Annotated in this window: 21 protein-coding genes; 9 read left to right on the top strand and 12 right to left on the bottom strand. The window is 74.1% G+C overall.

Annotation, left to right across the window (positions count from 1 at the left end; translation table 11 throughout):
- Window position 1 precedes the first annotated feature (1 nt).
- Complete coding sequence (locus tag ACFUJ1_RS07585; RefSeq protein ID WP_378643673.1) at window positions 2-151, bottom strand: hypothetical protein; 150 nt, start codon at window positions 149-151, stop codon at window positions 2-4.
- 299 nt (window positions 152-450) lie between these two features.
- On the opposite strand from ACFUJ1_RS07585, the gene ACFUJ1_RS07580 reads away from it, so the two are divergent.
- A complete protein-coding gene (locus ACFUJ1_RS07580) occupies window positions 451-1,962 on the top strand; it encodes a bifunctional phosphatase PAP2/diacylglycerol kinase family protein (protein ID WP_378643671.1) in 1,512 nt (503 codons plus the stop codon).
- Window position 1,963: 1 nt separating this feature from the next.
- Here the strand turns inward: ACFUJ1_RS07580 and ACFUJ1_RS07575 are convergent, their stop codons facing one another.
- From ACFUJ1_RS07575 to ACFUJ1_RS07565, 3 genes are read right to left on the bottom strand one after another with little or no spacing between them, the layout of a single operon-like run.
- The gene (locus ACFUJ1_RS07575) at window positions 1,964-3,187 is read right to left on the bottom strand and encodes an ABC transporter ATP-binding protein (RefSeq protein ID WP_378643669.1); all 1,224 of its coding nucleotides are present in this window, start codon (window positions 3,185-3,187) and stop codon (window positions 1,964-1,966) included.
- Window positions 3,184-3,981: a molybdate ABC transporter permease subunit gene (modB, locus tag ACFUJ1_RS07570; protein WP_378643667.1), complete on the bottom strand. Its 798-nt coding sequence runs from the start codon at window positions 3,979-3,981 to the stop codon at window positions 3,184-3,186. Before modB ends, ACFUJ1_RS07575 begins: the two co-directional genes overlap by 4 nt.
- Entirely contained in the window at window positions 3,978-4,376 is a 399-nt protein-coding gene (locus ACFUJ1_RS07565; protein ID WP_378643665.1) for a molybdopterin-binding protein, read from the bottom strand. The genes modB and ACFUJ1_RS07565 overlap by 4 nt, the downstream gene beginning before the upstream one ends.
- A gap of 105 nt (window positions 4,377-4,481) precedes the next feature.
- Between ACFUJ1_RS07565 and ACFUJ1_RS07560 the strand changes: the two genes are divergently transcribed.
- Complete coding sequence (locus tag ACFUJ1_RS07560; protein WP_378643663.1) at window positions 4,482-5,720, top strand: metallophosphoesterase; 1,239 nt, start codon at window positions 4,482-4,484, stop codon at window positions 5,718-5,720.
- Between the two features lie 12 nt (window positions 5,721-5,732).
- Here ACFUJ1_RS07560 and ACFUJ1_RS07555 read toward each other — a convergent pair whose 3' ends face one another.
- Window positions 5,733-6,812 (bottom strand): hypothetical protein, encoded by a 1,080-nt coding sequence (locus ACFUJ1_RS07555; RefSeq protein WP_378643661.1) that lies wholly within the window; start codon window positions 6,810-6,812, stop codon window positions 5,733-5,735.
- A gap of 252 nt (window positions 6,813-7,064) precedes the next feature.
- On the opposite strand from ACFUJ1_RS07555, the gene ACFUJ1_RS07550 reads away from it, so the two are divergent.
- Entirely contained in the window at window positions 7,065-8,336 is a 1,272-nt protein-coding gene (locus ACFUJ1_RS07550; RefSeq protein ID WP_378643785.1) for an MFS transporter, read from the top strand.
- Here the strand turns inward: ACFUJ1_RS07550 and ACFUJ1_RS07545 are convergent.
- The gene (locus ACFUJ1_RS07545) at window positions 8,333-8,701 is read right to left on the bottom strand and encodes a hypothetical protein (protein ID WP_378643659.1); all 369 of its coding nucleotides are present in this window, start codon (window positions 8,699-8,701) and stop codon (window positions 8,333-8,335) included. The two genes, ACFUJ1_RS07550 and ACFUJ1_RS07545, sit on opposite strands and share 4 nt — an antisense overlap.
- 199 nt (window positions 8,702-8,900) lie before the next feature.
- Between ACFUJ1_RS07545 and ACFUJ1_RS07540 the strand changes: the two genes are divergently transcribed.
- The 3 genes from ACFUJ1_RS07540 to ACFUJ1_RS07530 all read left to right on the top strand — a co-directional run bounded on the left by ACFUJ1_RS07540 (window position 8,901) and on the right by ACFUJ1_RS07530 (window position 11,584).
- On the top strand, window positions 8,901-10,157 hold the full coding sequence (locus tag ACFUJ1_RS07540) for an N-acetylmuramoyl-L-alanine amidase (protein WP_378643657.1): 1,257 nt from the start codon (window positions 8,901-8,903) through the stop codon (window positions 10,155-10,157).
- A gap of 32 nt (window positions 10,158-10,189) precedes the next feature.
- Window positions 10,190-11,218, top strand: a complete 1,029-nt coding sequence (locus tag ACFUJ1_RS07535; protein WP_378643654.1) for a CobW family GTP-binding protein — start codon at window positions 10,190-10,192, stop codon at window positions 11,216-11,218.
- Between the two features lie 177 nt (window positions 11,219-11,395).
- A complete protein-coding gene (locus ACFUJ1_RS07530; RefSeq protein WP_233019921.1) occupies window positions 11,396-11,584 on the top strand; it encodes a hypothetical protein in 189 nt (62 codons plus the stop codon).
- Here the strand turns inward: ACFUJ1_RS07530 and ACFUJ1_RS07525 are convergent.
- The 4 genes from ACFUJ1_RS07525 to glp form a co-directional block, all read right to left on the bottom strand.
- The gene (locus ACFUJ1_RS07525; RefSeq protein ID WP_378643652.1) at window positions 11,574-12,578 is read right to left on the bottom strand and encodes an AraC family transcriptional regulator; all 1,005 of its coding nucleotides are present in this window, start codon (window positions 12,576-12,578) and stop codon (window positions 11,574-11,576) included. The genes ACFUJ1_RS07530 and ACFUJ1_RS07525 overlap by 11 nt on opposite strands.
- Before the next feature lie 190 nt (window positions 12,579-12,768).
- Complete coding sequence (locus ACFUJ1_RS07520) at window positions 12,769-13,215, bottom strand: molybdenum cofactor biosynthesis protein MoaE (RefSeq protein WP_378643650.1); 447 nt, start codon at window positions 13,213-13,215, stop codon at window positions 12,769-12,771.
- 4 nt (window positions 13,216-13,219) lie between these two features.
- The gene (gene moaCB / locus ACFUJ1_RS07515; protein ID WP_378643648.1) at window positions 13,220-14,419 is read right to left on the bottom strand and encodes a bifunctional molybdenum cofactor biosynthesis protein MoaC/MoaB; all 1,200 of its coding nucleotides are present in this window, start codon (window positions 14,417-14,419) and stop codon (window positions 13,220-13,222) included.
- A complete protein-coding gene (gene glp, locus ACFUJ1_RS07510) occupies window positions 14,416-15,621 on the bottom strand; it encodes a gephyrin-like molybdotransferase Glp (protein WP_378643646.1) in 1,206 nt (401 codons plus the stop codon). Before glp ends, moaCB begins: the two co-directional genes overlap by 4 nt.
- Window positions 15,622-15,672: 51 nt before the next feature.
- Between glp and moaA the strand changes: the two genes are divergently transcribed.
- The 3 genes from moaA to ACFUJ1_RS07495 all read left to right on the top strand — a co-directional run bounded on the left by moaA (window position 15,673) and on the right by ACFUJ1_RS07495 (window position 17,768).
- Window positions 15,673-16,731 carry a GTP 3',8-cyclase MoaA gene (gene moaA, locus ACFUJ1_RS07505; protein WP_378643644.1) on the top strand — a complete coding sequence of 353 codons (1,059 nt, stop codon included), beginning with the start codon at window positions 15,673-15,675 and terminating at the stop codon, window positions 16,729-16,731.
- A complete protein-coding gene (locus ACFUJ1_RS07500) occupies window positions 16,724-16,966 on the top strand; it encodes a MoaD/ThiS family protein (RefSeq protein WP_378643642.1) in 243 nt (80 codons plus the stop codon). Before moaA ends, ACFUJ1_RS07500 begins: the two co-directional genes overlap by 8 nt.
- A 91-nt stretch (window positions 16,967-17,057) precedes the next feature.
- Entirely contained in the window at window positions 17,058-17,768 is a 711-nt protein-coding gene (locus ACFUJ1_RS07495) for a YciI family protein (RefSeq protein ID WP_378643641.1), read from the top strand.
- Between the two features lie 91 nt (window positions 17,769-17,859).
- Here the strand turns inward: ACFUJ1_RS07495 and nadE are convergent, their stop codons facing one another.
- Window positions 17,860-18,684, bottom strand: coding sequence for an ammonia-dependent NAD(+) synthetase (nadE, locus tag ACFUJ1_RS07490; RefSeq protein WP_378643639.1), 825 nt, complete (start codon window positions 18,682-18,684; stop codon window positions 17,860-17,862).
- Window positions 18,685-18,692: 8 nt separating this feature from the next.
- Entirely contained in the window at window positions 18,693-19,325 is a 633-nt protein-coding gene (locus ACFUJ1_RS07485; RefSeq protein WP_378643637.1) for a TetR/AcrR family transcriptional regulator, read from the bottom strand.
- Window positions 19,326-19,403 lie beyond the last annotated feature (78 nt).

The following is a 19,403-nucleotide window of genomic DNA, read 5'->3' as shown; positions in this document are numbered from 1 at the left end:
GTCAGCTCTCGTTCACCGGTTCCCGCGCCATCACATCGGCCCACCAGGAGGTGAGCGGGCTCGGGTCCGGCCAGACGACCGCGGTCGCGGGTTCCTCGCCGTCGGGTGTCTGCTGGTGCTCGGGTAACGGCGCGGGGCCGGGGCGGATCATGGCAGCTTTCCTCCGGAGTCTCGCCGGTGCGCCGGTGCCGGGCAGAGCTCACGAAAGGCGCCCAGACAGTGGCGCACGCACGAATCGAAACTGGCAGTGATGCAATAATATTCGCTTTTCGGGTGGTTGGCATGGCAATCGGGTAAAGATCACGTTGCGCAAGGGCCCTTTTATCGCTTATCCAAAGCATTTGTGCACCAGTAAGTTCCAATGCACGTGCATCGGGATGAAGTCCACGGTGTTGCCGCGAGGTTTCCGAGCCCGGTCGCCCGCGCCGGTTCGTCGCTAGGCTCTGCGGCATGGGGTTACACCGGGCCCGCCGTCTCGCGCGGCCGATGGGCATGGCGAGCAGTCTGGACGAGTGGCTGGTCGAGCGCAGCGCCGAGGTGCGGCCGAGCCGGGCCGACCGCGCGCTGCGGCTCCTCTCGACCAGCGCGAACCACAACCGGCTCTGGCTGGTGGCGGGCACGCTCATGCTGCTCGCGGGCAACCGGCCGGTGCGCAGGGCGGGCGCCCGCGGGCTGCTCGCCGTCGCACTGGCCAGCGGCACCGCCAACGGGGTGGCGAAGCCGCTGTTCCCGCGGCGCAGGCCGCCGGACGAGTCGGTGCCGTTCGTGCGCAGGCTGGTCAAGCCGCCGGTCTCCTCGTCGTTCCCGTCCGGGCACTCGGCCTCGGCGGCGGCCTTCACCGCGGGGGTCGCGCTGGAGTGCCCGCCCGCGGCGGCGGTGGTGGCGCCGGTGGCGGTGGCGGTGGCCTACTCCCGGGTCCACATCGGGGTGCACTGGCCGTCGGACGTGGTGGCGGGCGCCGCGCTCGGCGTCGGGCTGGCCTGGGCCACGCACCGCTGGTGGGCGGTGCGCGACGACGAGCCTGCCATGCTCGGCCCGGCCGAGTACGTCGATCCGGTGCCCGCCGGGCGCGGGCTGCTGCTCGTGGTCAACCCGCACTCCGGCAGCGGCGCGGGCGCGCAGTTCGCGGACGAGCTGGTCGCGCTGGTGCCAGAGGCGACGGTGCTCGAGGTCGACCCCGAGCGCGACCTGGTCGCCGATCTGGAGCGCGGGATCGCGGCGGGCGGGGTCACCGCGCTCGGCGTGAGCGGCGGCGACGGGACCGTCTCCTACGTCGCCGGAGTGGCGGTGCGGCACGGCCTTCCGCTCGCGGTCTTTCCCGGCGGCACGCTGAACCACTTCGCCAGGGACGCCGGGGTGGAGGACCCCGTGCGCACGGTCGCCGCGCTGAACGCGGGTGAGGTGGTGCTCGCCGACACCGCGCGGGTCGACCTGGACGGCGGCGAGCACCGCGATTTCGTCAATACCGCCAGCCTGGGCGGGTACCCGGACTTCGTCCGCATCCGCGAGCAGTGGGAGCGCGGGCTCGGCAAGTGGCCCGCCGCGGCGCTCGCCATGATCCGGGTGCTGCTGCGCGCGCGGCCGGTGCACGCCGAGGTCGACGGCGAGTCGAACGCGCTGTGGATGCTCTTCGTCGGCAACGGCCGCTACTACCCGGCACACCAGGTGCCGATGTCGAGGCCGGAGATGTACCGCGGCACGCTCGACGTGCGCTATCTCCGCGCGGATGTGCCCTTCTCGCGGACCCGGCTGGTGTGGTCGACGCTGACCGGGACGCTGGAGCACTCGCCGACCTACGTGCGGCGCGAGGTGCAGCGGATCGCGGTGCGGGTGAGCGGGCCGCCGGTCTCGCTCGCCACCGACGGCGAGGTGGACAGCCGCGCGCGGGATTTCGTCTTCCGCAGCAACTCGGCGGCACTGCCGCTGTTCCGGGCGGCCGAGGACGGGCCGGTGCTGAGCTGAGTCAGGCCGGGTAGCACTGCATCTCCGTCGCCTTGACCGCCGCCCAGAGCCGGGTACCCGGCCGGATGCGCAGCTCGGCGACGGCCGCCGCGGTGACGTCGGCGAGCACCGGGGGTGCGCCGTCCAGCCGCACCCGCGTGCTGTGCGCGTGCTGCTCGACGGCCGCGACCGTCACCGGCCAGGTATTGCGCGCGCTGCCCGCCGGGCGCTCCGGGTGCAGCGCGACCGCGCTCGGCGCGAAGGAGACGAAGACCGTGCCCTGCGCCGGTTCGGCGAGGGTGAACCGGCCCGGCGCGGGACTGTCGTTCGCGGCAAGGCGGGAGGCCGGTCCGTCGCTCGCGGCCGCGGCGCTGCCACCCGGCGTTTGCGCTGGTACGGCGTTCTTGCCCGGCGTTTGCGCTGGTGCGGACGTGCCGCCTCGCGATCCGGCAGCCGGGGTAGGGCCGGTCGAGGACTGGTCGCCGCTGCCGGTGAGGAGCACCTCGGTTCCGGTGGCGACCCCGCGGTAGAGATTCAGCCCGACGAGTTCGGCGACGTAGTCGGAGCGCGGACGGCGGGCGACCTCGGCGGGCGGCCCCTCCTGCACCACCCGCCCGTGCTCCAGGATGACCAGCCGGTCGGCCAGCATCATGGCGTCCAGCGGGTCGTGCGTGACCAGCACGGTGTGCCCCCGGTACGCGCCGAGGTGCCCGGCCAGGTCGGCGCGCACCCGGACCCGGGTCCCCGCGTCGAGTGCGGCGAGCGGCTCGTCCAGGAGCAGCACCTCGGGGTCGGTGGCCAGCGCCCTGGCCAGCGCCACCCGCTGCGCCTGCCCGCCGGAGAGCGCCCGCACCCGGCTCCCGGCCAGCTCGGCCAGCCCGACCGCGGCCAGCCCGGCGGCGGCCCGCGCCCGCGCCTCGGACCGCCGCACCCCGCGCGCCCGCGGCCCGAAGGCCACGTTCTCCAGCGCGCTGAGGTGCGCGAAGAGCAGGTAGTCCTGGAAGACGACGCCGACCGCGCGCCGCTCCGGCGGCACGAAGACCTTCGGCGGCACGTCCCACTCCCGCGCCCTGAGCCGGACCGCGCCGGAGTCGAGCGGGGTGAGCCCGGCCAGCGCGCGCAGCGCCGTCGTCTTGCCCGCGCCGTTCGGCCCGAGCAGCGCCACCACCTCGCCCGGCGCGACCTCGAACTCGATGTCGAGCGCGAACCGCCCGCGGCTCACCCCGAGCCGGGCGCGCAGCGTCACAGCGCCCCCCTGAGCCAGCGTTCGCGCAGCGCGACCAGGACCGTCACCGAGACGGCGAGCAGTACCAGGCTGAGCACGATGGCGGCCGCCGGATCGGTCTCCAGCGCCAGGTAGACCGCGAGCGGCATGGTCGTGGTGGTCCCGGGGAAGTTGCCCGCGAAGGTGATCGTCGCGCCGAACTCGCCGAGCGCGCGCGCCCAGCAGAGCACCGCCCCCGCCACCACGCCGGGCAGGACAGCGGGCAGCGTCACCCGGCGGAAGGTGTACCACCGCGAGGCGCCGAGCGTCGCCGCCGCCTCCTCGTACCTCGGGTCGGCCGAGCGCAGCGCCCCCTCCACCGCGATCACCAGGAACGGCAGCGCCACGAAGGCCTCGGCGAGCACGACGGCGGCGGTGGTGAAGGGCAGGCTCACGCCGAACCACTCGTCCAGGTACCGCCCGATCAGCCCGCGCCTGCCGAGCACCAGCAGCAGCGCGACGCCGCCGACCACCGGCGGCAGCACCAGCGGCACCGTCACCAGCGCGCGCAGCAGCCCGCGGCCGGGCAGCTCGCCGCGGGCGAGCAGCCAGGCCAGCGGCACCCCGAGCACCAGGCAGATCCCGGTGGCGAGCGTCGCGCTGACCAGCGAGAGCCGCAGCGCGGTCGCCACCTCCTGGCTCGCCAGCCGGGCGGGCAGCTCCCGCCACGGCGCCCGCACCAGCAGCCCGGCCACCGGGACGAGCAGGAAGACCAGCCCGCCGAGGCCCGGGATCAGCAGCAGCAGCGGCCGCCGGGCGGGGACCCGGCGGCTCACCGCTCCGGCACCTCCACGACGACGTGCGTGGATTTCACCGAGGCCACCGCCACCTTGCCCACCTCCAGGCCGAGATCGTCCACCGACTCCGCGCTCAGCAGCGAGACCACCCGGAACGGCCCGGCCTGCAGCTCGACCTGCGCCATCACCGTGTCCTTGACGATCCGCGTGACGATGCCGCGGAACCGGTTGCGGGCCGAGGCGGCGACGGTGACGCCCGGCTCCGGCGCCTCGGCGGTGGCGCGCAGGAACTCGGCCAGCTCCCTGCCCTGCACCCCCTTGCGGCCGTTCGGCAGCTGGACCGCGGTCAGCCTGCCCTGCTCGATCCAGCGGCGCACGGTGTCGTCGCTCACGCCGAGCAGCTCGGCCGCCTCACTGATCCGCAGATTCGACACGGATCGCATGATACCGCCGCGGGTGCGTCCCGCGTTGCGGTCGCTACTGTGGTGGGCGGCGTCCGTGCGCAGGTCACGGGCCGGAACGGAAAGAGGGTCGGCCCGGTGGCCATCGTGTTCGTCGTCGTCGGGCTGCTGGTGCTCGCGCTGCTCGCCGCCCTGCACCGATATCTCTGGGTCCGCCTGGTGCGGGACACGACCGACGCCGCTTCGGTGCCGCGCCGCCTCGGCACGGTGCTCTTCGTGGTGGCGCCGCTGCTCACCCTCGCGACCTTCGTCGGCGCCCGCGCCGGGCTGCCGATCGGCCTGGTCCGCGTCATCGCCTGGCCCGGCTACCTCTGGGCCGTCGTCTTCCTCTACCTGCTGCTCGCGGTCCTGGTCGGCGAGGTCCTGCGCCCGCTGCTGCTCCGCATCGCCGCCCGGCGCGGTAACGACGACACCGCTCCGGCGGAGGGTGGTGAGGGTCGTCCTGCCGCGACCGGGAGCGGGCCGATCGTCGGCGTCGCCGAGCCCACCGCGACCGAGCTGACCCGTCGCAGGGTGATCGCGCGGGCCCTGGCGGGGGCGGGGGCCGTCGCCGCGGTGGCGACGGTCGGCATCGGCACCTACGGCGTGCTGCGCGGCCCGCGCGTGCTGGAGGTCGACGTCGCGCTGGTCAAGCTCCCGCCCGAGGCCGCCGGGTTCCGGCTCGCGGTGGTCAGCGACACCCACATCGGCCCGGTGCTGGCCGCGGGCTTCACCCGGACCGTGGTGGACACGGTGAACGCCACGAACCCGGATGCCATCGTCATAGTCGGCGACCTGGTCGACGGCGACGTCGACGACCTGCGCCCGGACGTCGCCCCCTTCGCCGACCTGCGCGCCCCGCACGGCGTCTTCTTCGTCACCGGCAACCACGAGTACATCTCCGGGGCCCGGCAGTGGGTCGACTACCTGCCGCAGCTCGGCATGCGGGTGCTGCTCAACGAGCGGGTCGCGCTGCCCGGCTTCGACCTGGCCGGCGTGAACGACCTCGCGGGCGAGGACGAGGGCAACGGCCCCGACCTGGAGAAGGCCCTGGCCGGCCGCGACCCCGCGCGCCCGGTCGTGCTCCTCGCGCACCAGCCCGCTTTCGTCGACGAGGCCAAGGCGCACGGCGTCGACCTGCAGATCTCCGGCCACACGCACGGCGGCCAGGTCTTCCCGGGCAACCTGCTGGCCCGGCTGGCAAACCCCACCCTGTTCGGCCTCGAGCGCTACGACGACACCCAGCTCTACGTCACCCGCGGCGCGGGCGCCTGGGGCCCGCCGGTCCGCACCGCCGCCCCCTCCGACATCACCGTGCTCACGCTCACCCGCCCCTAGCCATCCGGCGCGTCAGAGCACCACGCAGAGCGTGTGCAGCGGCGGCCGCCCCGCCGCCCGCCACAGCGCCTCGCACTCGGTGAGCAGGTGCCCGAGCACCGTCCCGTCCCGTTCTCCCTCCGGTCCGGCGACCGGCTCTCCGGCGAGCAGGTCGTGCACCCGCCCGTCCCGGACGTCGACGCCGAGCAGCGCGATCCCGGCCAGCGCGAAGGGCACCGTCGGCACCCGGCTGATCCGCGCCCGCGCGGCCCGCTTGCGCCCGTCGCCCGCGGCGGTGTGCTGCGCGACCAGCGCGCTCTCCCTGATCTCGGGTACCGAGAGCACCTGCCCGCCGGGGTAGCGCAACCCGTCCGCGGCGAGCAGCACGGCCCGGTGCTCCGGCCGCAGCGACACCCCGAGCGCGCGCTCCAGCCGGTTCAGCCGCTCCGGGGTGGCGGGCGGCCCGGCCTGCACCGGCGCCTCCGGGTCGGCGATCCGGCCGAGCGCGGTCATGACGGCGATGATCCGGTCCACCGGCGGCGGGTCCAGGTGCACGTCGCGGCCCCACGGCCCGTGCTCCGGCCCCCACATGAGCCGATCGACCCGGTCGGTGTACTCGCGCAGCCGGTGCCGGAGCAGCGCGTCCAGGCCGGGGTGCAGCACCGGGCGGCGGGTGCGCAGTTCGAAGGCGGCGCCGTCGGGGGTGAGGTAGAGGTTCCGGTTGTAGCCGTCCTCGGCGCTGTCGCCGACCGGGGTGTGTGCGGCGGGGTCCGGGTCGATACCGAGCGCGGCCGGGAAGCGGCCCTCGCTCTCGGCGAAGAAGTCGGCGAGCACCGCGACGGCCGACCCGTGCCGCCGGCCCCCGAGGTCCGCGGTGCCGAGCAGCGCGGCGCCGTCGGCGTAGCCGTCCCAGCCGTCCGCGGTGGCGAGCAGCGCGCGGTGCCGCGGGTCGAGCGACCTGCCGAGCCGCTGTTCGGCGGCGGCCAGCTCGGCCGGGGTGGCGCCGGGCCGCGGGGGCGGGCCGGGCGCGGGCGCGCCGTCGATCTCGGCGCGGCGCCGCGCCTGTTCGGTGAAGGCTTCCAGCAGGGCTTGCCAGGTGTTCGGTTCCGCCATCGCGACGACCCTCCAGCTCGGTCCACGGTGTCGAAACACCACGTACCCGATGGTAGCTGAGTAATTGCTGTCGACCGCGACTTCGATGGTCCGGAAATGATCACGGAGTGTCGGGCGCGATTGCGGGTACTCGAAGTCGGAGCGAAGCCCGAGCCGCGGGCTGGGAAGGACACGATTGTGACCGACAGCAAGCCACCGGCAACGGGGACGGCGGATCCGGTGACGCTCAGGCGCTCCGTCGCGGCCTCGGCCATGGGCAACGCCACCGAGTGGTTCGACTACGGCGTCTACGCCGCGACCGCGACCTACCTGGCCGACGCGTTCTTCCCCGGTGACCTCGGGACGCTCGGCGTCATGCTCGGCTTCGCCGTCTCCTTCGTGCTACGCCCGCTCGGCGGCATGGTCTGGGGCCCGCTCGGCGACCGGATCGGCCGCAAGGCGGTGCTCGCCACCACCATCCTGCTGATGGCCGCCGCGACCGGCGCGATCGGCATCCTGCCGACGCACGGCCAAGTCGGCGTGCTCGCGCCGATCCTGCTCATCACGCTGCGCGTGGTGCAGGGCTTCTCCACCGGCGGCGAGTACGGCGGCGCCGCCACCTACATGGCCGAGTGCGCGGGCGACCGCAAACGCGGCTTCTACGGCAGCTTCCTCGAGTTCGGCACGCTGGGCGGCTTCGTCGGCGGCTCCGCGGTGGTGCTGGCCTGCCAGCTCGCGCTCGGCACCGACGCCATGCACGACTGGGGCTGGCGGCTCCCGTTCCTGATCGCGCTCCCGCTCGGCGCCATCGGCTGGTACCTGCGCTCGCGGCTCGCCGAGTCGCCGATCTTCGAGGAGGTCGCCGCGTCGAAGGCGAAGCGCCCGCCGACCGGGCTGCGCGAGGTGGTCGTCACCTACCGGCGCGAAACCCTCACGCTGATGGGGCTGGTCGTCGCGCTGAACGTGGTCAACTACACGCTGCTCACCTACCAGCCGACCTACCTGCAGAACACCGTCGGCGTCGCGGAGTCGACCACCACCGCCATGATGCTGATCGGCCAGCTGATCATGATGCTGGCCATCCCGTTCTTCGGCGCGCTCTCCGACCGGGTCGGGCGGCGCCCCATGTGGCTGGTCTCGCTGCTCGGGCTGATCGTCTTCGCGCTGCCCATGTACTGGCTGATGGGGCAGGGGATCGCCTGGGCGGTCGTCGGCTTCGTCGTCCTCGGGCTGCTCTACCTGCCGCAGCTGGCCACCATCAGCTCGACCTTCCCGGCGATCTTCCCGACGCACGTGCGCTACGCCGGCTTCGCCTTCGGCTACAACGTCTCGACCGCGCTCTTCGGCGGCACCGCGCCGCTGGTGAACGAGGCCGCGATCGAGGGCACCGGCTGGTCGCTCTTCCCGGCCGCCTACATGATGGGCGCCAGCGTGATCGGGCTGATCGCCTGGTTCTTCCTGCGCGAGACGGCGGGCACCTCGCTGCGCGGCACCGAGGTGCCGGATGCCGCCACCGACGCGAACCTGGTGGCGGCGAAGGCCTAACCCGCCGAGCCGGTCCGTGGCGGCGCCGGGATCAGCCGCCACGGACCGCAGTTCACCGTCAGGAAGGCGACGTCGGTCGCCTTGATCTCCGCGCGCACCGGCGTCTTCCTGGTGAAGTCGTTGCCGATCACGTGGTTCATGTCGAAGAGGTCGCCCTCGGTGGTCCAGAGCCTGCGCCAGTCGCAGCCGTAGCGCTGGTCGGGCGTGCCCGGCGCCTCGTACCAGCCGGGCACGATCTCCGCGCCGACGAGGTAGAGGCCGTCGACCGGGACCACGGTGCTCGGCTGGGCGGCGGCGGTACCCGCGCCGACCAGGCTCGCGACGGACAGGAGGGCTCCGGCGACGAGCGCCGCTGTGGTGCGCATACCCGTCAGATGTACCAGAGCGCTCTGGCATGAATTGCCGTTTTCGAGATTCAGGCCACACTCGTTGGGGTTACGTAGGATGGTCACGGTTCGATAACTCGCCTTGTTCGGCTGGGGCGGATGTTGCGACAGTGACCTGTGGGTGTGGTGTGACGTATGGGAAGGGAGGGGCGTTCCGTCCCAGGAGCGCCGACCGCACATGAAGCCGAGCATTCTGCGAAGCACGACCCGCGTCGTCCTGGCGCCGATCCTCACCGCGTCGGCGTTCGCGCTGGCCCCCGCCGCCGTCCAGGCGCAGCCCGCGAACAACGAACTCGCCGGGCGCACCGTCTTCCTCGACCCCGGCCACCAGGGCTCCGAGCACGCCGAGGACCTCTCCCGGCAGGTCGACAACGGGCGCGGCGGCACCAAGCCCTGCCAGACCACCGGGATGACCACGATCAACGGCGTGCCCGAGCATACCGTCAACTGGGAGGTCACCCAGCTGGTCAAGTCCTCGCTGGAAAGCCTCGGGGCGCGGGTGGTGCTGAGCCGCGCCGACGACACCGGCTGGGGCGCCTGCGTCGACGAGCGGGCCGCGGCGGCCAACCGCTCCGGCGCCGCCATCGCGGTGAGCATTCACGCCGACGGCGCCCCCGCCGACCAGCGCGGCTTCCACCTGATCGTGCCGCAGTTGCCGATCCCGGATCCGGCCGCCGACCGGGCCCAGTCCGGTGCCGGGCGCGCCGCCAGCACCACCATGCGCGATGCCTACGTGCGCGCGGGCTTCTCGCCCGCCACCTACGGCGGCGCCATGGCGGGCATCCAGACCAGGGCCGATATCGCGGGCCCCGCGCTCACCCACGTCCCCGCGGTCTTCGTCGAGATGGGCAACGGGGCGAATCCCGAGGACGCCGCCGTGCTGGAGAGTCCGGAGGGGCAGCTGCAGCACGCCATCGCCATCACCACCGGCATCGCCGGCTACCTGCTCGGGCTCTCGCCGGGCAACGGTCAGCCCACCGACCCCGCCCGCGCCGGGACGACCCCGGACGCCGCAGCGCCCGACACCGCGGCGCCGAGTCTCGCGCCGGACGGCACCGCGCCGAATCTCGCGCCGGACGGCGCGGCGCCGAGTCCCGCGCCCGACGGCGCGGCGCCGAGTCTCGCGCCGGACAGCGCGGCGCCGAATCTCGCGCCGGACGGCACCGCGCCGAAGGCGGCACCCGGCGGGACCTCCACCCCGACCACGACGGTGCCCCCGACCGGAACGGCCAGAACCCCGTCCCTCCCGCGCGCCCGCGGCGTCGACCCGTGGGACTCCGCACCCCCCGGCCCGGCGGAGGGCCCGATCACCCAGATCCTCGAGCTGCTCCGCCCGCTGGCGAAGGCGCTCGGCCTGGACGAGCGCGACCTCACCACGGGGCTCGTCGATCTCGCCTACCGCCTCGCGGGCGCCCTCACCAAACCCGCGAACTGAACGGCCCGCCCGCGTTCACTAGGGTGGACGGAATGGCGGAGCGGATTCCCGTGCTGATCGTGGCCGGCTTCCTCGGATCGGGGAAGACCACCCTGCTGAACCACCTGCTGCGCGCGGCGGGCGACACCAGGATCGGCGTGGTGGTCAACGACTTCGGCGCCGTGAACATCGACGCCATGCTGGTCGCGGGCCAGGTCGACGCCATGGTCTCGCTCGGCAACGGCTGCGTGTGCTGCGCCGTCGACCTGGGCGAGCTGGACGAGATGTTCACCCGGCTCACCGAATCCAGGCACGCCGTCGACGTCATCGTGGTCGAGGCGAGCGGCCTGGCCGAGCCGCGCAACCTGGTGCGCATGGTGATCGGCAGCGCCAACCCGCGCATCCGCTACGGCGGGCTGGTCGAGGTGGTCGACGCCGAGCAGTTCCCGGAGACCAGCGCAAGGCACCCCGAGCTCCTGACCCACCTCCGGCTCGCGGACCTGGTGGTACTCAACAAGATCGACCGCGCGCGGGAGGCCGACGCGGTGCGCGCCCGGATCGCCGAAACCGTCGGCCAGGTGCCGATCCACGCCACCACGCACGGCCGCGTGGCGCCGGGGCTCCTCTTCGACGAGCCGGTGCGCCGCGCCGTCGACGGCCCCGAGCAACTCAGCTTCGACGCGCTGCTCGCCGAGCCCTGCGCCGCCGAGCCGCACACCCACCTGCACGACGAATACCGCAGCATCGCCTTCCACACCGAGCGCCCGCTGGACCCGCGCGCCCTCGTCGCCTTCCTGGAGGACCCGCCGGACGGGCTCTTCCGCGCCAAGGGCGTCGCCGCCGTCGCGGTGGCGGGGGAGCGCCGCAAGTGGACCTTCCACCTGGTCGGCAGGCATGTCGCCGTCGAGCCGGTGGCGTGGGCTCGCGGCGAGCGCCGCGCCACCGACATCGTGCTGATCGGCACCGGCCTGGACGAGGCGGCGCTGCGCGCCCGGCTCGCCGCCGCCGAGCACACCGCCGCCGAGCCGCTGGGCGCCGACGCCCTGCTCGGGCTCTGGCGCTACACCCCGGAACCCGCCTGATCTTGGCGTGTTCGGTCGGCGGCTGTCGCGTTCGGTGCTGGTGGCCCGGCGACACGCCGACGAGACTCGTCCCTGGGACCGCCGCGCCGGACCCGCGCGTCTCCGGCTCGTTTCGCGGCGGTCGATTCGGCGTCCAATGCTGTGGGCGCCGTGTCGTGCGACCGATGGGAGAGCTTCGTGCAGACTTGCGAGAGCGCCACCGCCTACGTGATCGCCGCGCTGGAGGCCAAGGGGTCAGCCACCCGCGAGGACTTCGACGTGACGGCCATCGTGACCTCGGTGCAGAGCGTGATCGACAGCTGGGATTTCGAGATCCTGGAGCCGCAGACCTTCTGGCGGATCGCGGCGAGCTACCTCAGGGTGTGAGCGAGGTCGGCTCCCGGCGCGCCGCCGACCAGCGCCGCGCCGCCCGGCGCATGGACGCCGCGTCCGAGTAGCCGAGCAGCTCCGCCTGCCGCGACCGGTTCATCGGGCCCACCGCGACCGCCCGGCGCAGCCGCGCGTCGCGGGCCCGGTCCAGCTCCCGGCGCCACGTGGTGCCCGCCTCGGCCAGCCTGCGCTGCAGCGTCCGCGGGCTGAGCGCCAGCGCGCGGGCCACCCGCTCCAGCGAGACGTCGCCCTCGTCCATCGCGCGCTCCAGCGCCGCCGCCACCCGGCGCGGCCAGACCGCGCGCAGCGGCGGTGGCGGCGGTAGCGCGTCGGCCAGCGGGCGCAGGACCGCGGCCAGCGCCGGATCGGCGGTGACCAGCGGAAGGTCCATGTCCGTCGCGCGGAAGGTGATGCCGTCGTAGGCGGCGCCGAACTCCACCGCGCCGGTGCCGAACGCCTCCCGGTACACGCCCTGCCTGCTCGGCGCCTGCTGCCGCAGCCCAACCTTGAGCGGCACGATCGGCCCGCGCACCGCGCGCCGCGCCCTGGTGAGCGAGGCGATCAGCCCCCACAGCTGGGTCAGGTCCCGGCCGGGGCCCTCGCCGTCGAGCATGTCCAGGTAGAGCGTGACCTCGCGCTCGTTGTCGGCGAGCAGGTGGAACCGGTGGTTGGTGGTGACCGCGGTGACGTACGGGTCCGAGGTGGCGAGCCCGGCGCCGAGCGTGGGCGCCGTGGAGAACAGGTAGTCGTACAGCCCGAGGCTGCTGAGCTGGAAGTTGCCGCCGACCCGCAGCGCGACGTCCGGGTCGCCGAGCGCGTGCGCGGCCACCTCCCACAGCCGGGAGAAGGTGGGGCTCGGCAGGTGGCCGGAGTCGCCGGTCAGCGCCCACTCGGGGAGCCCGGCCTCGCGGGCCAGCCTGCGCGGGTCGACGCCTGCCGCCGCGAGCTGCTCGATGACGAACCTGTGCAGCAGAACCTGATCCGTGCTCACCCCTGCTCCTCGTCGCCGACACCGGCCGGGTGGACACCCGGTCAGCCCCATCCTGTCCGATCCCGCCCGTAGAACGCCGGGGATACCCCTTTTCGTTGCCGAGCGGCGACCTGATCCGCCCCGAGTGGCGGAATCCGCCCGCTCGACCGGAGACATCGGCCCACCGTCGAGCCGAGCCGTCGGGCCACGTTCACCCGCAGGCGTTGACCCACTCGGAGAGCCCGTCGGCGAACATCTGCCGCTTCCAGATCGGCACCTCGAGCTTGATCCGGTCCACCAGCTCCGCGCAGGTGGCGAAGGCCTCCGCGCGGTGCGGCGCCGCCACCGCCACCACGATCGCGCGATCCCCGATCGTCAGCGCGCCGACCCGGTGCTCCGCCGCCACCGGCAGCCCGGACGCCGCCGCGACCTCCGCGCAGCACCTGGCGAGAAAGCTCTCCGCCTTCGGATGCGCCGAGTACTCCAGCGCGGAGACCGCCTGACCGTGGTCGTGGTTGCGCACCGCGCCGGTGAAGACCACGACGGCGCCGTGCTCGGGGCCGAGCACGGCGGCCTCGACCGCGGCCGGGTCGAGCGGCTGCTCGCTGATCCGGGCCAGCCGGACATCGCCGGAGTGCTGTGGCTCGGTCGTCGACATCGGGTTACTCCTCGTGTGCGCCGCCGCCCGCCACCTGGGCGAGCAGGTGGTCGAGCAGGGGTTCCAGCACGGTGATGCCGTCCCGGACGCCGCCGGGGGAGCCGGGCAGGTTCACCACCACCGAGCGGCCGACCAGCCCGGCGACGCCCCGGCTGAGCGAGGCCAGCGGGAACTTGGCGGCGCCGTGCCGCCGGATGGCCTCGCCGATCCCGGGCAGCTCCCGGTTCAGCAGGGCCAGCGTGGCCTCGGGGGTGGCGTCGGTCGGGGAGGCGCCGGTGCCGCCGGTGCTGAGCACCAGCTCCGGCTCGAAGCGGAGGGCGTCGGCGAGGCCGAGCGCGATCTCGGAGTCGGCGTAGACCAGCGGGCCGCGCACCGCGAAGCCGAGCCGGGTGAGCCAGTCGGCGAGCACCGGTCCGGTCCGGTCCTCGCGCGTCCCCGCCGCGACGCCGGTCGAGGCCACGAGAACAACCGCGTTCCGCGCGGGCGCGCCGGGCGGTTCCGCGATTCCCGCGGGGGAGTCGGCGTGCACGGTCGCGGCAACGTCGTCCGCCAGGGCATAGGAGACATCCGCTGCGGCTGTATCAGCCGCGGGTGCAGCCGATACATCCGCCGCGGCTGTATCGGCCGCACCCGCGGCCGTCGCCACGCCTGCCGGCGAGTCGCCCGAGGCGTTCGTACCAGCCGCGGCGGGTGACGCGCCGGAGCTGTCCGCGGCCGAACCCGCGCCGGACACCGCATCGCGGGTCCAGTTCCCGCGCTTCCCACCGCTCTTGGTGAGCAGCCGGACCCCGTCCAGAACGGCCGCGGGATCCACCGCCTTCACCATGTCGTGCAACGTCAACCCCGCCACCGCGACCGCGGTCAACGCCTCCATCTCGACCCCGGTCACCCCGGTGGTCTTGGCCGTGGCCTCGATCCCGATCCCGTCCGCCAGGAACTCGAACGCCACCTTCACCGAGGTCAGCGCGATCGGATGGCAGAGCGGAATCAGCTCGGAGGTCTTCTTGGCCCCGGCGATGCCCGCCACCCGCGCGGTGGCAAGCACATCCGCTTTCGGCAGGTCGTCGGCGCGCACCAGCGCCACCACCTCCGGCGTGGTGCGCAGTACTCCCGCCGCGGTGGCGGTACGCGTGGTCTCGGCCTTGGCGCTCACATCGACCATGTGCGCGCGGCCCTCTCGATCGATGTGCGACAGATCGCTCACAGTGACCAGACTCGCACAACCGCACCGGCGGGCAGCTCGGTGACCGCCTCCGGAATCTCCACCAGCGCATCGGCCCTTGCCATCCCGGCCACCAGATGCGAGCCCGGCCCGGCCACCACCCGCACCCCGGCGCCATCCAGCGCACCGCGCAGGTACTGCCGTTTCCCGGCGGGCGAGCGGATCGGATCGCGCAGCGCCAGCCACTGCTCGGGCACCGGCGGCAGCCCGGCCAGCTCGCGCAGCACCGGCCGCGCGAACACCTCGAAGGAGACCGCGGTGCTCACCGGGTTGCCCGGGAAGCTGAGCACCGGCACCCCGTCCAGCACGGTGTACCCCTGCGGCCCGCCCGGCTGCACCGCGACCGCGCCGAACACCCCGCCGAGCGGCCCGAGCACCTCCTTGACCACCTCGAAGTCGCCCTGCGAGACCCCGCCGCTGGTGAACACCACATCCGCCGCGGCCACGGCGGCGCCGAGCAGCGCGCGGAACTCGCCGTGGTCGTCGGTGCTGTGCGCCACCGACACCACCTCGGCGCCGTTGTCGGCGAGCGCGGCGGCCAGCGCGGCGCCGTTGGAGTTGTAGATCGTGCCCGGCCGCAGCGGCACCCCGGCGGGCAGCAGCTCGTCGCCGGTGGTCAGCACCGCCGCCCGCACCGGCGCGACGACGGGAACGGTCGCCAGCCCGACCGCGGCCAGCGCGGCGACGTGCCGCGGCGCCAGCCTGGTCCCGGCGGGCACGAGCAGATCCCCGCGCCGCACGTCGGTGCCTGCCTCGCGGACGAACTCGCCCGCGCTCCGCCCGCGCGAGACGGTGACCGTCTCGCCGTCCGAGCCGGTGTCCTCGACCGGGACGACGCAGTCCGCGCCCGGCGGCACCGGCGCACCGGTCATGACCTTCACCGCGGCGCCCGCGGGCAGCGGCGCGAGTCCGTCGGCGCCCGCCGCGAGCACCCCGGCGAGCGGCAGCGTCACCGGCGTCACCAGCACCGACTCCGCGCGCAGCGCGTACCCGTCCATGGCCGAGTTGCGGAACACCGGCAGCTCGAGCGGGCTGTGCACATCGGCGGCGAGCAGCGCGTGCAGCGCCGCGACGGGCGCGACCTGCCGCACCGGCCGCGGCCCGGCCGGCCGCAGCAGCTCCGCGACGGTGGCCCGGTAGTCGTCGACCGACCGGGCCGGGGCGAGAGCGGGCCGGGAATTCATGGGTTTCAGCCTAGTCGGTCGCCTGATGGCGGCCGTCGTCATAATGGAGGGGTGACGTTGGTCGAGATGGGGATCCCAGCCGTGCGGTCCGGGCATCCCTCGCTGGCCGGCCGCCCGGATACCCCGGTGCTGCTGGACAGGTACGGCCGCACCGCGCGCGACCTGCGCGTCTCCATCACCGAGAAGTGTTCGCTGCGGTGTACCTACTGCATGCCCGAGGAGGGGCTGCCGCCCATCCCGCGGGAGGAGCTGCTGACCCCGGCCGAGATCGTGCGGCTGGTGACGCTCGCGGTGCGCGAGCTCGGCATCCGCGAGGTGCGGTTCACCGGCGGCGAGCCGCTCATGCGCCGCGATCTGGAGCAGATCGTGGCCGGGTGCCACGCCGCCGTCCCCGAGGTGCCGCTGGCGATCACCAGCAACGGGGTCGGGCTGGCGCACCGCGCGGCCGGGCTGGCCGCCGCCGGCCTGCACCGGGTGAACATCTCGCTGGACACCGTCGACGCGCGCGACTTCCACCGCCTCACCCGCCGGGACCGCCTGGATTCGGTCTTCGCCGGCATCCGGGCCGCGCACGCCGCCGGGCTCACCCCGGTCAAGGTGAACGCCGTGCTCATGCGCGCCACCCTGGCCGGTGCGCCCGACCTGCTGCGCTGGTGCCTCGACCAGGGCTGCGAGCTGCGCTTCATCGAGCAGATGCCACTGGACGCGGACCACGAGTGGGCCCGCGCCAACATGGTCACCGCCGCCGAACTGCTCGACGTGCTCGGCGCCCGCTTCGACCTGGTCCCGGTCGGCCGCACCGACCCCGCCGCCCCGGCCGAGACCTGGAGCGTCGACGGCGGCCCCGCCACCGTCGGCATCATCGCCTCGGTGACCCGCAAGTTCTGCGACAGCTGCGACCGCACCCGGCTCACCGCCGACGGCATGCTGCGCTCCTGCCTGTTCAGCGACCAGGAGTTCGACCTGCGCCGGGCGCTGCGCACCGGCGTCGACGACGCCGGGCTCGCCGAGATCTGGCGCGGGGCCATGTGGAACAAGTGGGCCGGGCACGGCATCGACGCCGCCGATTTCGTCCCCCCGGAACGCACGATGGGAGCCATCGGTGGTTGAGGTCCGCTACTTCGCCGCGATCGCCGATGCGGTCGGCAAGCACAGCGAGACGCTCGCGCTGCCCGCAGGCGCCACCGTCGCCGACCTGCGCGGCGCGCTCTCCGCCGCCTACGGCACCGAGCTGGACGCCATGCTCAACGCCTGCGCCTACCTGGTCGGCGACGAGCTCACCCGGGATCGCGCCGCCGTGCTCAGCCCCACCGTCGACGTCCTCCCGCCCTTCGCCGGTGGGTGACGCGGATCACATTGCCGAGGTTCGGCGAGTGTCTTCGTCGTCCTGGTAAGAGGGGTTCCGTGCTCCTCCGAAACCGGGAAGGATGACCGATATGTACTACTTGGCAGTGTTGCTCGGGGCCGAGGGCGGGCCGGACGCCACGCCGGGAACGCCGGAGTTCGACGCCGAGGTGGAGCGGTACGCGGCCTTCGACGCTGCGGCCGGTCGGGCGGTCGCCGGGGGCGCGGCGCTGGCCGATACCACCGAGGCGGTGCGGCTGACCAGGCAGGGTGAGCGGGTTCTCGCCACCGACGGCCCGTTCGCGGAGTCCGCGGGGGTGGTCGGCGGTTTCTACGTCCTCGACGTGGCCGATCTGGACGCGGCGATCGACGTGGCCGGAAAGTTGCCCGCCGTGACGGCCGGGGCCGTCGAGCTGCGGCCCGTCGCGCAGTACTTCCCGCACCCCGAGCCCGGCGCGCAGTGGTGGGCCGCACTGCTCTGGGAGCGGCCGGAGGCGGTGATCGCGCCGGACACCCGGGAGTGGGACCGCGCTGCCACCGAGCACGGCGCCTTCGCCGAGGCCGCGGGCGCGGCGCTGACCGGCGGGGTCGCGCTGCACCCGCCGGGTACCGCTACCACGCTGCGCGCCCCCGCGGGCGAGCTACTGCGCACCGACGGGCCGTTCGCCGAGGCGGCGGAGGTGCTCGACAAGCTCTACCTCTTCACCGCGCCCGACCGCGCCGCCGCCGTCGAGCTGGGGGAGAGGATCCCGCTCGGACCGACCGGGGCCACCGAGCTGCGCCCGGTCCTGACCTTCGGATGACCGGGCGGGCCGGCCGGTTCGACGCGATCTACCGCGCCCGCCGAACCGGTCCGTGCCTTCCTCCGCAGCCGCCTCGCCGAGGTGGAGCGGTTCACCGCCACCAGGTGTCCAGCGGCGCCACGGGCAGGTTCCGCTTGTGCCTGGTGGCGGTGAAGAGCGATTCCAGCCGCTCGGCGACCGCATCGCTCACCTCCACCCCCTCCAGGTAGTCGTCGATCTCGCTGTACCGAACCCCCAGCGCCTCCTCGTCGGGCAGCGCGGGCCGATCGTCCTCGAGATCGGCGGTCGGCACCTTGGCCCAGGTGCTCTCCGGCGCCCCGAGCGCGCGCAGCAGCGCCGCGCCCTGCCGCTTGGTGAGCCCGGTGAGCGGCGTGACGTCCGCGCCGCCGTCGCCGTACTTGGTGAAGAAGCCGGTGACCGCCTCCGCCGCGTGGTCGGTCCCGACGACCAGCAGGTTCTCCTGCCCGGCGATGGCGTACTGGATCACCATCCGCTCCCGTGCCTTCACGTTCCCGCGCACGAAGTCGCGCAGCCCGTCGATGCCGAGCCCGCCCGCGGTCTCGGTGGCGAGCGCATCGACCCCCGGCTTCGCGTTCACCACCACCGAGCGGTCCGGCCGGATGAAGTCGAGCGCGATCTTCGCGTCCGCCTCGTCCGCCTGCACCCCGTACGGCAGCCGCACCGCGACGAACGTCGCCTCGGCCCCCTCGTCGCGCAGCTCCGCCGCGGCCAGCGCGGCCAGCCGCCCGGCGAGCGTGCTGTCCTGCCCGCCGCTGATGCCGAGCACGTACCCCTTCGCCGGCGTCGACTTCAGGTAGTCCTTCAGGAACTCCACCCGCCTGCGGATCTCCGCCTCCGGGTCGATCCGGGGCCGGACCCCGAGCTCGGCGATGATCCGTTCGCGCAGCCCTGCCATATCGCTCCTCATTCCGGTCCGCTCGCCCGGCGGGCGAGCGTCTCCCAGTTGTCCGCGATCTCGCCGCGGGTGTATCCGAGGTCGTGCAGCTGGTGCATGACCAGCGCCGCGGCCAGCGGGGCGAGCAGCGCGTCGGCCAGCAGCCGCGGATCGCCGGGCGCGCCCGCCGCGCGCAGCAGCGTGGTGAGGTGCACCCGGCTCACGTTGTAGGGCGGGTTGCGGTACCGCTGCTCGGCCTCGCCCAGCTCGGCGGCGCGGTGCAGCTCGCCCTCCACCTCGATGTCGAGCAGCCGGGCCCGGCCGAACGCGACCAGCCGCTGCACCGGCGGCGCGCCGGGGCCGAGCGGCGGCGGCCCGAAGAGGAAAGCGCCCTGGAACTTCTGCTCGGAGTGGTCGAGCAGCGCGATGAGCAGCCCGGAGCGGTTGCCGAAGCGGCGGAAGACGGTGCCCTTGCCGACTCCGGCGCGGCGCGCCAGCTCGTCCATGGTCAGGCTGCGCACGCCCTCGTCGCGCACCAGCCGCTGCGCGGTGTCGAGCAGCAGCTTGCGGTTGCGCGCGGCATCCGCCCGCTCGACCGGAACCTCGGGCACCGCGCCGAGCAACGGGAGCGGCGCCCGATCTTTCGGTGTGTCATAGCTCACAGGCCAGGCTCCGGGTCGGGGGAAGTAATCGGACCGTGGTCCGGTTACTACTGCGGACAGACGGAATCTATCCCAGTA

The organism is Nocardia sp. NPDC057227 (assembly GCF_042669725.1).
GTDB classification, from domain to species: domain Bacteria; phylum Actinomycetota; class Actinomycetes; order Mycobacteriales; family Mycobacteriaceae; genus Nocardia; species Nocardia asteroides_A.
Note: the sequence above shows the minus strand (reverse complement) of the source record. Positions and strands in the feature narration are given on the sequence as shown.

Bases quoted from the DNA above. Each gene is read 5' to 3' on its own strand.
- ACFUJ1_RS07585 (WP_378643673.1), bottom strand. From the start codon at position 151: ATGATCCGCCCCGGCCCCGCGCCGTTACCCGAGCACCAGCAGACACCC.
- ACFUJ1_RS07580 (WP_378643671.1), top strand. From the start codon at position 451: ATGGGGTTACACCGGGCCCGCCGTCTCGCGCGGCCGATGGGCATGGCG.
- ACFUJ1_RS07555 (WP_378643661.1), bottom strand. From the start codon at position 6,812: ATGGCGGAACCGAACACCTGGCAAGCCCTGCTGGAAGCCTTCACCGAA.
- ACFUJ1_RS07550 (WP_378643785.1), top strand. From the start codon at position 7,065: ATGGGCAACGCCACCGAGTGGTTCGACTACGGCGTCTACGCCGCGACC.
- ACFUJ1_RS07545 (WP_378643659.1), bottom strand. From the start codon at position 8,701: ATGCGCACCACAGCGGCGCTCGTCGCCGGAGCCCTCCTGTCCGTCGCG.
- ACFUJ1_RS07540 (WP_378643657.1), top strand. From the start codon at position 8,901: ATGAAGCCGAGCATTCTGCGAAGCACGACCCGCGTCGTCCTGGCGCCG.
- ACFUJ1_RS07535 (WP_378643654.1), top strand. From the start codon at position 10,190: ATGGCGGAGCGGATTCCCGTGCTGATCGTGGCCGGCTTCCTCGGATCG.
- ACFUJ1_RS07520 (WP_378643650.1), bottom strand. From the start codon at position 13,215: ATGTCGACGACCGAGCCACAGCACTCCGGCGATGTCCGGCTGGCCCGG.
- glp (WP_378643646.1), bottom strand. From the start codon at position 15,621: ATGAATTCCCGGCCCGCTCTCGCCCCGGCCCGGTCGGTCGACGACTAC.
- ACFUJ1_RS07495 (WP_378643641.1), top strand. From the start codon at position 17,058: ATGTACTACTTGGCAGTGTTGCTCGGGGCCGAGGGCGGGCCGGACGCC.
- nadE (WP_378643639.1), bottom strand. From the start codon at position 18,684: ATGGCAGGGCTGCGCGAACGGATCATCGCCGAGCTCGGGGTCCGGCCC.